We start from the raw sequence: 11895 nt of genomic DNA, 5'->3' as shown, positions 1-11895 counted from the left end.
TTATAAAGCCTAATGGAAGCGGCTAATCAATATGGTAGCTCTGATAGACTTCTCTTTTTGGTAATTTCCGTTCTACTGCCGCCTGCTTAATTGCTTCTTTGCTGGATAAATTATCATTTTTCATCAATGCTTCTACATGTTCTTTCACGGATAAGGCTTCCCACCAGCTCAATTCCTGTTGAATCATGTCGAAAGATGTCTCCATTTGTCCTCCTATAACAATAACAAACTCTCCACGCAGTTCATTTTTCTTACTCCATGAAAAAAGTTCTTGTATGGTTCCTCTAACAAATTCTTCAAATTTCTTAGAGATTTCTCTACCTATAGACGCTTGCCTGTTACCTAAAGTACCCTCCATGGTTTCTAAAGTATCCTTTATACGATAAGGTGACTCATAAAAAATTAAAGTAGAATTCAAATTTTTCAATTTCTCTAATGCTTCTTTTTTATCTTTTTTCTTCCTGGGAAGAAAACCGTAAAATGTAAAAGGTTGTGCGGGTAAGCCAGACCCGACCAGTGCAACAAGTGCTGCATTTGCGCCCGGTAAAACAATAACATCCAGGCCTTCCCTGATAGCTGCCTGAACCAGCTCTGAACCAGGATCAGAAATTGCCGGCATTCCTGCATCACTCACAACAGCAATTGATTCACCATTACGTATCTTATCTAAAAGCTGTTTTTCTCTTTCCTGATGATTATGTTCATGATAGCTGATAAGTGGTGTATGAATTTCAAAATAATGAAGCAGTTTTTTCGTATTTCTGGTGTCCTCCGCAGCAATCAGCTTACATTCCTTTAAAATCCGGATAGCCCGAAAAGTCATATCCTCCAGGTTTCCGATAGGTGTCGGGACAACGTATAATGCTGCATGTTCCTCAGGCTGATAGCTGTTTTGAATATTCATTCATCACACACTCCTTTCTCATGAGTCTGAATCAGTTCTAATTTTTCTCGACGAGATAATTTTTTTATTCTATATTCCTCGCGCATAGCATCTGATTTATTTTCAAATCCATATGTATAAATAATTTCGAATGGGCCTCTGCCTCTTGTATATTTTGCCCCTTTTCCCTCTTCATGCATACGAATCCGGTGTTTTAAATCATTTGTATATCCAGTATATAATGTCCCATCCTGACATTTTAAAACATATACCAAGTGTTCTCCGCTAGCCATATATAACTTCCTCTGCCTGTTTTGTATAAGAACCGTCCTGTTCATAAATATAGAATGGCGGCAGAATTTTCACGTCTGCCTTTCCATCGCGTATCCCCTCAACTAAGAGCATATTCGCTTCCTTTCCCTGTTTTGGATAAACAAATTGTATACGCTTCGGCTCAATACGATATTTTCTAAATTGTTCTATGATATCAACTAAACGTCCAGGGCGATGCACCATAGCTACTTTTCCGCCGGGTCTGACATAAAGTTTACAGGCTTTCACAACATCCTCCAGTGAACAGTAAAGTTCATGTCTGGCAATAGTAAGGTATTCATTTTGATTATGCTCCGTAGACGACGGTGTTTTAAAATATGGCGGATTAACTGTAACCATATCAAATGAGCTTTGATCAAGAGTTGTCTGCATTTCCTTCAGGTCTCCATGAATCATTCGTAATTGATGATTTAAATCATTTAAAGTGACATTTCGTTGAGCCATATGAAAAATTCGTTTTTGAATCTCAACACCGATAATTTCAGCACTTGTCCTTTTAGAAAGAAGTAAAGGAATAACGCCATTTCCCGTACATAAATCAAGAATCTTTCCTCTTTTTTTAGGGATTGCACTAAAATGAGCTAATAAGACCGCATCCAATGAAAAAGCAAAAGCAGTCGGACTTTGTATAATTTTCATCGTTTCATCTGCAAGCAAATAATCCAGGCGCTCATCATCATATAGATCGATCATTGGTTCATCACATCCTCATCTTCTCATTAAAGCTTATCATAAAAAGAGCTGCCTCCATAGGAAGACAGCACCCAATACGATACACTTTTTTCGTTTTCCACAGCATGAGTGACCGTAATTCCCCCTGTTTGATATAGAAGTAATAATAAACATCCATGGGGAAAACGGTCACTTCATCTCCTGATTAACTTGGACCAACACGATGTTGGTCACACAAGCGTTTTCGCAAATATCCTCGATGGGGCGAGTAATCGCAAAAGCCCTTCGATGGGGCGAGTAATCGCAGTCCCAGTCCCAGGATGCGAAGACATTAGCTTGTGTTCTTTAATCATTGGGAAAAGAACAAAAACTCCCAATGATTAAAGCTTCGTTTTATCAAAGAAATCCAAACAGAAAATACAATCTTCATTTCTTCTCGGACTGCCAAATTCTAAACTGCAAATATGGAAGCCTTCTTCATACAGCCGGGCTAAATTATCATAGCCTTCTCCTGGGAAGATGCCCTTTTGTTGTTTAGAATCACTTTTTTCTTCCTGGTTTTCCACAGATTCTTCCGTAAATTTATCTAGGTGATTACGCAAATGGTGATTTTCATGAGCTAACCGATGATTTTCTTCAAGTAAATCACTTAGCTTTCCTTTTAAATCACCTAACTGCTCATATAATTCACCAATTTGCTTCTCCATATCGGAAACTTGATCAAATATTTCTCTGTTTCCCACGAATGATCACCTCTATTCTGTGACTTGTGCTACAATTCCTTCTTCAATTAATTCATCTAATGTATACTCCACAACACGTTCTTTATCTAAGAGTTCAATTTGAATCATTTTTTCTAATATATTTAAACCGACAACCTTACCCTTTCCATGAGGTGTCGGCAGCGTTTCTCCAATGTCAGGTAAATCTCTTTTTGCTGTTTCATACGCATCATTTTCATATTTTAAGCAGCACATTAACCTTCCGCACAAACCGGATATTTTTGCCGGATTTAAAGAAAGATTTTGATCCTTTGCCATTTTGATAGACACCGGCTCAAAGTCTCCTAAGAAAGTGGAGCAGCAAAGCATACGCCCACACGGGCCAATTCCGCCCAGCATTTTTGCTTCATCCCTGACTCCAATTTGTCTAAGTTCAATACGTGTTTTGAACATAGATGCAAGATCCTTTACAAGATTCCGGAAGTCTACTCTTCCGTCAGCTGTAAAATAGAAAATAATTTTATTGCGGTCAAAAGTATATTCTACATCTACCAGATTCATATCCAGTTTATGTTGATTAATTTTTGTGGTACACACGTCAAAGGCTTTTTTTGCCTGTTCCTGATTCTCCACAACGGTTCGCTTATCCTTTTCTCCAGCGACCCGTATTACTTTCTTTAAAGGTAAAACTACATCTTCTTCATCAACCTGTTTTTCCGTAATGACTACTTTTCCAAATTCTATCCCTCTTACCGTCTCCACAATAACATAGCTATCTGGGGTTACCGGGTAAGAATCTGGATCGAAGTAGTAGATTTTACCAGCTTTCTTAAATCGTACGCCAATAACTTCTAACATTTTTTCACCTCTGTATTTGAAGCGCTAGTTGTTCAATAACCAATGTTGGCTGAACATTTGCCTTTAATTTTCTTTTTGCCATTAAAATCTGATTTAAGATTGTTAACAGCTGGGCTTGAGAAAAAGTAATGATCATCTTTTCTAATTTAGATGGATCATTGGATAACAGTATCGTATTGGCGTCTGTGTATATATGCTGATGTAAGATATCTTTAAATCCTAGTATTAATAAGTCCAGACCTCGTTCTTGATTGTCTCTATCTTTAAAATGAGGTATCCAATTTTGATGAATATATGTGTAAACATCCTCAGGTTGTGTAGTATACATTTCTACCCATTGTATCACTATTTTTCTCGCACCTGCAAACCAATCATCTTGGGCAAGTTCAAGTGCTTCTGTCAGACTGTTTGTCAGTACACTTAAAAGTTTAGCATCTGCCTCGCCTAAGCCCTCTTTCTGCAATCTCTCCTGTAATATACCTGGTGAAAGAGGCTGCAGATCAATAATCTGACAGCGTGACCGGATAGTAGACAGCATCGCATGACCATTCTCTGTGAGCATCATCGCAGTTGTCTCTACACTCGGTTCCTCTAAGAATTTTAATAATCTGTTAGCCGCATTGACTGTTAATGTATCCGCATCCTTAATAATATAAACTTTCTGGTTTGATTCCAGTCCTGAATACGTAAATTCCTTCTGCAAATTACGTACCTGCTCTATTTTAATAGAGGCCCCATCTGGTTCAATCCAATGCATATCCGGATGATTACCAGAGTCAATTCGCTGGCAATTGATACAGCTGTTACATGGATTTACTCCCTGCCGATTCATGCAAAATAAATATTTTGCCAGAAGTAATGCCATTTCCTTTTTGCCGGTTCCTCTATCTCCTTGAAATAAATAGGCATGGGAGATACGATTTTTCTTGATACTATTAATAATAGTCCTACTTGCTACAGGCTGTATTTTTTCAATCTCTTCCCATGTCTTCATCATTTTACTTCCACCTTTAAAGATGAGCTTATTAACGCCTATTCTATCAACTCTATGAAAGGCTAAGCTCTTCCTCAAAAGAGCTTAGCTCATGTATAAATATTAACTAACAAACCTTTAATTTCTCCAATTAAACCAAGAATATCAATGGTTTTCTTTTCTTCATCCATTAAATCCTCCGCCAATTTGGCAATTTTTTCATCAATTATCTTCACTGTAGATAATTGTCTGCTTCCCTGCATGCCGAAGCTTTGTTTTTTCTCCAGAAGATAGCCTTCTGATGTCGCTTTTTCCAGAAATCCCTTTACCATTCGCTTGAATTTGACTAACTCACGGAAGGAACGATACCGGCTCAGCTTATCACCCTGCTCGGTTATCTGCTTCACCATTTGAGTGAATTCCTGTGTCTTCAGCTGTTCCGATTGGGTTTGAACAAGATTTTGAAAAGAAGCATTATTTGTTTGTGAAGGCCGCTTCAGATTGCCGTCTCTTGGTGTTAATATATCACTCGAGATTTTCATTGTTCTCCCCCTCCCGTTTTATTAAAATGGTTTTTTTAGAATTGGTAAAAGGATTCGATAGGCAGGATAAACACAGTAGCTCCTCCAACCTCCACCTTAACTGGTTTTGGAATATAAGAATCTGCATTTCCTCCCATTGGAGAAATTGGCGCAACCATCTGTTCACGATGTGAGCAGTTATCGCGAATGATTTCAAGGGCATCATTCACATATTCGTCTTCACAACCAATCATTAGTGTCGTATTACCTTCTTTTAAAAATCCGCCTGTTGTAGCTAATTTTGTTGTTTGAAATTTATTTTCACCTAATGCGTTTACCAGGCGGTTGGAATCCTTATCTTGAATCACAGTTATAATTAATTTCATGATTGATCAGCCCCTTTTGACTTATTTATTTAAAAAAGTAATAATTCTTTCCAGCACATCTTCATAGACGGCCTCACGTGAGCGGTCAGCATTCACAGTTTGAAAACGATCCGGGAAACGAGATTTAATTAACTGATAGCCTTCATAGACTTTCTCATGAAATTCAATCGTTTCTAAATCCAGACGATTTTTCTCTCTTTCAGCATTTGCCGAAATGCGCTCCAGTCCTTTTTTAGGATCAATATCAAAAAAGAGCGTTATATCCGGCATACAATCCTGAATCACAAATTGATTAATAGCAAATACTTCATCTACGCCGATGCCTCTTGCATATCCCTGGTAAACCAGACTGCTGTCCACAAAACGATCACATAATACTATTTTCCCCTTTTCTAACGCAGGGAAAACCTTTTCTACGAGATGCTGTCTTCTTGCTGCTGCGTATAATAATGCTTCTGTTCTTTCCTCCATCTCAAGATGAAGAGGGTCATGAATAATATCTCTAATCTTTTCAGAGATACGAATACCGCCTGGCTCTCTTGTCTTGATAACCTCAAATCCTCTTCCTGTCAGCTCTTCATAAACTTGGTTTAGAATTGTGGTCTTACCGGCTCCCTCGCCGCCTTCAAATGTTATAAACAAACCATTTGTCATCATCGTTCCCCTTTATTCCTATATATGCGTACACCAGAGTCCCTATGCTGAATCCTCACACCTTGTTCTACTAATTTTTCTAAATGTGCTATATGCGCCTGTTTAATCCTTTCTCCTTTTAAAAGGACAGGAATACCAGGCGGATAAGGTATAATCGCTTCAGCAGCTATTGCTCCAATACTTTCCTTCACCGGGACCAGATACGTTGTATAATTGTTCATTTCCTGGTAAGACAAATCTAATTCCTGAATCTTATCAGGGAAAAGATTTATCTTCTCTATTGTAGCACGATTTACTGATTTTTTTAACGGATGCTCTATTGTTTTCAACCTTTTTTCTAACATTTCAATTTGCTCAAATGGTGCAAGTCCATGGATAAATAAAATTTGCTCCTCTGTAGCAAGCTCTGGGAAAATCCCTGCTTTTTCGAGCAAGTTCACAACAGACCTTGTCGAAAAAGAATGTTTCACGTGGAACGTCAGCTTTAATGGATCACCGGAGGGAACAGCCTCCCAAAAAGGAAAGGCTGAAAATAAAGTCTTCACATATTCGACACTTTTTATCACTTTTATTCGTTCTCCTGCTGAAAAATTTGCTAAAAAATGTCTAGCCATATCTAAAGAAGCCATTAATATATACGAAGGACTGCTCGACTGGATAGCTTGTAAATAATGAGCAATCCGGGTGGTGTCAATACGCGGTGTCACAATATGTAAATAAGAAGCCATTGTCATTGCCGGAGCCATTTTGTGAGCAGAATGAACAACCGCATCCGCCCCTAATTGAATTGCTGAAGCTGGGAAGGGATCTCCTAATGCAAAATGAACCCCATGTGCTTCATCGACTAGCACAGGGATATTATATTGATGTGCTTTATCAATCATTTTTTTTAGATTATAGGTCTGTCCAAAATAATCCGGATAGGTAAGTACTAACGCCTGCACATCTGGATGCTGCTCTATTGCTGCTTCCACGGTTTCATAGCTTGGGCTTGTATACCTTTTAACATTATCGTCCCAATTCGGCGCAAGAAAAACAGGCTTCGCTCCAGCTAACTCCAACCCATTCATTACAGATTTATGGCAGTTACGTTGTACAAGGATCTTCTCCCCCTGCTTACACGTTGCAAGAATCATTGCCAGATTTCCAGCTGTCGACCCGCCAACAAGAAAGAAGGTGTGCTCTGTCTTAAAAAAATCCGCTGCTAGTCTTTCTGCCTCTGCAATGATACCTGTGGGCGCATGTAAATCATCCATCCCAGTGATTTCTGTCACATCCCAGCGGAGCATCTGCTGGAAATCTGCTTTATATGCAGGTGAAGAAATTTGTCCATGTTTATGACCTGGAACGTGGAAAGAGATTGGGTTGCTGTCTGCAAATATTTGTAAATGCTCTGCTAATGGTATGCGCTGTTGATCCATTTTCCTGCCTCATTTCTGTTTGTATATAAATAAACAAACCAATTCTTAGGAATTGATTTGTTTACCTTTCTCTATTATAACAACCAGGTGCAGAATAGGAAAAAGAAGTACAGATGGTATTATATTTTTGCCTGGTACATACTACCTCATTGAGCTAATTAGAATGTTCAGCTGTATACTACCTATTTATTTTCATAGCTAAAATTAAGGCAATAAAGTTAAATAGTATAGAACAGTATAAAATAGTAAAGAAAGCATCCAATTAAACTCTATTCTACTAGAACAGCCATACTGACATATCCTAAAAAAGCAGAAATCTCCCCTTTTTTCTTATTCATCTTCATTAAGCTTACTACAACTATCAAACCGATTAATAACCATATCGCGCCTAAAATCTTATCCCAAGTCATTATTGTCCACCTTCTCTCAAATGGAAGGTGTTCTCTTTAATATTTTACGCTAACAAAAAAGCCTTTGCATGCAAAGACTTGTTAAAAAGGGGATTATATTAAGAGTGTAATTTTGGTTGTTTAATATTTTTTAACTTTGAGAGATAGTATTGATACTTTTCTTCCCTTGGCTCTGTATGGATCATATTATGCTCACAATCTGAACATAGAAACATGGAATACAAATGAATACCATTTTCCTTTGGTTCCTCGCAAATTCCACAATACTCATATTCTTGAACTTTTTGCTGTTTCATTTCTCCACCTCCGTTAAAACTAGTATCTCCTAATCTAACGGATGCTATACATAAAAAAATATATTATATATCAGCTTTACTAGTGAATGAAATACAAGAATGGCTAAACAGCATTTCAAAGAATAAATAGATGAATAGCCGCAAGGGAACCGACACCAAATACACCAAGAAATCCAGATACCAGAACAGTAAATAGATTAATGGGAATATGCAGGCCGATAGCTCCTCCGAACACATTTAAGAAAAACAGCAGCAATGCGCCTATACCTAACCTGATTGTTGCTTTCCCAATATATTTCATAGGCTTCACCGGTGCTCCTACGATAAATAAAAGAATAATTAATCCGATAATGATCCCAATAAATAGTGTTGAACTCATCCCTCTCCCCACTTTCCTTCCATCGCTTTAACATATTTCTATGATTGTCCAACAGCGATTAGAACAGATTTTCAGAGTGGCTGAATCCGTTTGAGAATTTCTAAGATTCATTGGAGATTTTCTTCTGGATTCAGCAAGAGCGGACAATAAAAAGAACCAGGCAGTTTAAAACATACATGATTCTTTCGTAAAAATTATATATTATTTTTAAAACCGATTAGCTTTTACATTGCGAATCCGGGCTTCTCTTAATAGCATCAGATATTTAGATTTCGCTAATAGTTTCTCCTGCATACCATTTCGCGAGGGGTCGATACTTTTTCGTACAAAATCCTGAAGCTGTCTCCATTCCCCTTCAACCTGATATAAAGCATTCAGAAGCTCCTGATCCATATCTTTTTTCTTTAATCTCTTTGCCATACTCTCCACCAAACCCTATTATAAAATGAAATTTCATACTATGAAGCTTTTATTTTTCACTCTCCATAGATGATTAGAAAAAAAGTTAGACGTCTCTTCTTCCTTCTAATGCTTTTGACAATGTCACTTCATCAGCATATTCTAAATCTCCGCCGACAGGCAATCCATGTGCAATACGCGTTGTACGGATTCCAGAAGGTTTTACCAGACGGGAAATATACATTGCTGTTGCTTCTCCCTCAATATTCGGGTTTGTTGCCAGGATAAGCTCTTCTACCTCTTCATCCTTCAGGCGGTTAAGCAAATCCGGTACGTTGATATCCTCCGGTCCAATTCCGTCCATCGGAGAAATAGCTCCATGAAGCACATGATATCTGCCGCGGAATTCTTTCATTTTTTCCATTGCTATAACATCTTTCGGATCCTGGACAACACAAATAATAGACCCATCCCGGCTAGTATCCTGACAAATAGCGCAGGGGTCCTGATCCGTAATATGTCCACAAACCGAACAATGGGTAAGATCACGTTTTGCATGAACTAAGGCATTGGCAAAATTCATTACATCATCATCTTTCATATTTAAAACAAAAAAGGCCAAACGTGCTGCCGTCTTTGGACCAATTCCTGGTAATTTGGAGAAGCTGTCCATCAACTTAGTTATCGGCTCTGGATAATACATATTTTCTTACCTCCCTATAAAAACATCACTTTAAGGGAAAAGTAAGGCGCCTTGGCAAAGAAGCCAGACGCCTTACTTTTCAAATTAGAAAGGAATTAGAACATTCCTGGCATATTCAATCCTTTTGTAAATTGTCCCATTGTTGCATTTGTTTTTTCATCAATTTGATTTAAGACATCATTTGTTGCTGCTACAATAAGATCCTGCAGCATTTCGATATCATCTGGATCAACAACCTCTTCTTTAATCTCTACATCAACAATTTCTTTCTTTCCGTTTGCACGGACAGTTACCATACCGCCGCCAGCTGTAGCTTCAAAGGACATTTCATGCAATTCGTCCTGCGCTTTCATCATTTTCTTCTGCATTTTCTGCATTTGCTTCATCATGTTATTCATATTTCCCTTCATGGAAAATACCTCCTTTAAATATATATATTAATCATGAATTTCTAATAGATTATCACCAAAAAGCTTTCTTGCCTCATCTACAAGAGGATCTCCTTCCTGCTCCTTCTGTTCATCAGGCTTTTCCTGCTTTTGGATATATTCATTGCGCAGGTCATTCCATTCTTTCTCAGGAATCGGAATAATCGTGCGATGCTTATCTAAATTCCCTAATATCGATTCTACCATTTCCCGATGATCAAGGAATAAAGAACAATGAATTTCATATTTAAACGCTACAATAAGTGTATCTGCTGATGCTGCGGCAGGCTTACTGTCCTGAATAGTTGCATGCGCCGGGGCATTCGTTGTTTTTAATTGGCTTAAGAAGTTTGCCCACTGTGCATGCACATCCTTCAGCTCTTTTTTCTCTGCTTTTCCTAGTGTATCACGAATCCGGTCAAATGGAATCTTATATGTGTTTCGTGAATTTCTGGAAGCGGGACGTCGCCTCTCAGCTGCAGGAGCGCTTCCTCCAGCTTCCTGATGCTGCGGCGGTGCTTCTTTTAATTTCGCTATATCCTTCTCCATTGCCTGCAATTTTTGCTGAAGCTTTAGAACAGCATCTGATTGCTCCACAGCTTCAGACTGGATCTGCCCCGCTCCTTGCGTTTTTCCAAATTGATCTGTAATGGATAACAATGCTACCTCAATAAAAATCTTTGGGCTGTTGGACCATTTCATTTCCTGCTGACATTGATTCAATTCAATAATGGAGCGTTGAATCCAGTTGTTTGTAATCTGCTCAGCCAATTCTTCAAAGGCTTCATTGACAACAGCCCGCTCTAATAGCTCCCCTAATCCTGACGAGCTTTTATATAAAAGTAAATCACGCATAAAGTATATTAAATCCTGTACAAATTTCCCTGGATCTTTTCCTGTTTGAATCATCTGATCCAATCCGCTGAGTACAGTCTGCACATCCTGCTGTATCATTGCACGGACGATATTGGTGAGAACCTCTTGAGATACGCCGCCAGTTACGGCCAGCACATCCTCCAGCTCTACCTGTTCCTCACTATAGGAGATAGCCTGATCCAGGATACTTAGTGCATCACGCATACCGCCTTCTGCTGCTAATGCAACGGACTCTAAAGCTTCATCCGTAACAGAAATATTCTCGGCGTTCATGATTTTCTGCATTCTTTCCACAATTGCCTGATTGGAAATTGGTTTAAAATCAAAACGCTGGCAACGGGAAATAATCGTTAATGGTATTTTATGCGGTTCAGTTGTTGCAAGGATAAATACAACGTGTTTCGGCGGTTCTTCCAATGTTTTCAGAAGCGCGTTAAAGGCATTGACAGATATCATATGCACTTCATCAATGATATACACTTTGTAAGGTACAGAGCTCGGTGCATACTTCACTTTATCCCGGATATCACGAATATCATCGACACTTGTATTCGATGCCGCATCAATTTCAATGACATCGGAAATAGAGCCATCCTGAATACCTCTGCATGCCGCACACTCATTGCATGGCTCTTTTACGGGTGCATGCTCACAATTAATCGTTTGTGCAAAAATCTTTGCAGCACTTGTTTTCCCTGTCCCTCTTGGACCAGAGAATAAATAAGCATGTGAGAATTTATCTTGTGTAATGGCATTTTGTAATGTTCTCGTGATATGCTGCTGTCCTACAACATCTTCAAATGTTCTTGGGCGCCAGACGCGGTATAAAGCTTGATAACTCATGATTTCGATTCCCCTTATGTGTCTCGTTTCTATTATACCCGATTAGTGGCCTGGATGAAAACCTTAGAAATAGATTATCTGGAAGTAATTTATGTTTAAATAATTATTAAAAAAATTGAATTTTAGAGAATTCCTTCA

Annotated in this window: 17 protein-coding genes; all 17 read right to left on the bottom strand. The window is 38.5% G+C overall.

Annotated features, from left to right (window positions below; all coding sequences use genetic code 11):
* Positions 1-22 precede the first annotated feature (22 nt).
* The 17 genes from rsmI to dnaX all read right to left on the bottom strand — a co-directional run bounded on the left by rsmI (position 23) and on the right by dnaX (position 11757).
* Positions 23-904, bottom strand: coding sequence for a 16S rRNA (cytidine(1402)-2'-O)-methyltransferase (gene rsmI / locus MHH51_RS00255; protein ID WP_339283928.1), 882 nt, complete (start codon positions 902-904; stop codon positions 23-25).
* Positions 901-1176 carry a GIY-YIG nuclease family protein gene (locus tag MHH51_RS00250; protein ID WP_147212247.1) on the bottom strand — a complete coding sequence of 92 codons (276 nt, stop codon included), beginning with the start codon at positions 1174-1176 and terminating at the stop codon, positions 901-903. The genes rsmI and MHH51_RS00250 overlap by 4 nt, the downstream gene beginning before the upstream one ends.
* Positions 1169-1909: a tRNA1(Val) (adenine(37)-N6)-methyltransferase gene (locus MHH51_RS00245; protein WP_156988808.1), complete on the bottom strand. Its 741-nt coding sequence runs from the start codon at positions 1907-1909 to the stop codon at positions 1169-1171. Before MHH51_RS00245 ends, MHH51_RS00250 begins: the two co-directional genes overlap by 8 nt.
* Positions 1910-2268: 359 nt before the next feature.
* Positions 2269-2631: a DNA replication initiation control protein YabA gene (yabA, locus tag MHH51_RS00240; protein WP_339283925.1), complete on the bottom strand. Its 363-nt coding sequence runs from the start codon at positions 2629-2631 to the stop codon at positions 2269-2271.
* A gap of 12 nt (positions 2632-2643) precedes the next feature.
* Positions 2644-3468, bottom strand: a complete 825-nt coding sequence (locus MHH51_RS00235) for a stage 0 sporulation family protein (protein WP_147212250.1) — start codon at positions 3466-3468, stop codon at positions 2644-2646.
* Positions 3469-3472: 4 nt separating this feature from the next.
* On the bottom strand, positions 3473-4462 hold the full coding sequence (holB, locus tag MHH51_RS00230; RefSeq protein WP_156988835.1) for a DNA polymerase III subunit delta': 990 nt from the start codon (positions 4460-4462) through the stop codon (positions 3473-3475).
* 89 nt (positions 4463-4551) lie between these two features.
* Positions 4552-4983 (bottom strand): YaaR family protein, encoded by a 432-nt coding sequence (locus MHH51_RS00225; RefSeq protein WP_147212251.1) that lies wholly within the window; start codon positions 4981-4983, stop codon positions 4552-4554.
* Between the two features lie 35 nt (positions 4984-5018).
* On the bottom strand, positions 5019-5348 hold the full coding sequence (locus MHH51_RS00220; RefSeq protein ID WP_040977662.1) for a cyclic-di-AMP receptor: 330 nt from the start codon (positions 5346-5348) through the stop codon (positions 5019-5021).
* A gap of 21 nt (positions 5349-5369) precedes the next feature.
* Positions 5370-6002, bottom strand: a complete 633-nt coding sequence (gene tmk, locus MHH51_RS00215; RefSeq protein WP_147212277.1) for a dTMP kinase — start codon at positions 6000-6002, stop codon at positions 5370-5372.
* A complete protein-coding gene (locus tag MHH51_RS00210) occupies positions 6002-7423 on the bottom strand; it encodes an aminotransferase class I/II-fold pyridoxal phosphate-dependent enzyme (protein ID WP_339283922.1) in 1422 nt (473 codons plus the stop codon). Before MHH51_RS00210 ends, tmk begins: the two co-directional genes overlap by 1 nt.
* 269 nt (positions 7424-7692) lie before the next feature.
* Entirely contained in the window at positions 7693-7833 is a 141-nt protein-coding gene (locus tag MHH51_RS00205; RefSeq protein ID WP_186813717.1) for a hypothetical protein, read from the bottom strand.
* Positions 7834-7931: 98 nt separating this feature from the next.
* A complete protein-coding gene (locus MHH51_RS00200; protein ID WP_077602824.1) occupies positions 7932-8129 on the bottom strand; it encodes a sigma factor G inhibitor Gin in 198 nt (65 codons plus the stop codon).
* Positions 8130-8244: 115 nt separating this feature from the next.
* Positions 8245-8508 carry a pro-sigmaK processing inhibitor BofA family protein gene (locus MHH51_RS00195; protein WP_147212253.1) on the bottom strand — a complete coding sequence of 88 codons (264 nt, stop codon included), beginning with the start codon at positions 8506-8508 and terminating at the stop codon, positions 8245-8247.
* Positions 8509-8715: 207 nt separating this feature from the next.
* Positions 8716-8928 (bottom strand): YaaL family protein, encoded by a 213-nt coding sequence (locus MHH51_RS00190; RefSeq protein WP_147212254.1) that lies wholly within the window; start codon positions 8926-8928, stop codon positions 8716-8718.
* Between the two features lie 85 nt (positions 8929-9013).
* A complete protein-coding gene (recR, locus tag MHH51_RS00185; protein WP_156988814.1) occupies positions 9014-9610 on the bottom strand; it encodes a recombination mediator RecR in 597 nt (198 codons plus the stop codon).
* Positions 9611-9705: 95 nt separating this feature from the next.
* Positions 9706-10020, bottom strand: a complete 315-nt coding sequence (locus MHH51_RS00180) for a YbaB/EbfC family nucleoid-associated protein (protein ID WP_077602820.1) — start codon at positions 10018-10020, stop codon at positions 9706-9708.
* 27 nt (positions 10021-10047) lie between these two features.
* A complete protein-coding gene (gene dnaX / locus MHH51_RS00175; RefSeq protein WP_339283919.1) occupies positions 10048-11757 on the bottom strand; it encodes a DNA polymerase III subunit gamma/tau in 1710 nt (569 codons plus the stop codon).
* Positions 11758-11895 lie beyond the last annotated feature (138 nt).

The organism is Oceanobacillus sp. FSL K6-3682 (assembly GCF_037976165.1).
Classification (GTDB): Bacteria; Bacillota; Bacilli; order Bacillales; family Amphibacillaceae; genus Oceanobacillus; species Oceanobacillus sojae.
This window is presented reverse-complemented; position numbering and strand designations above follow the sequence as displayed.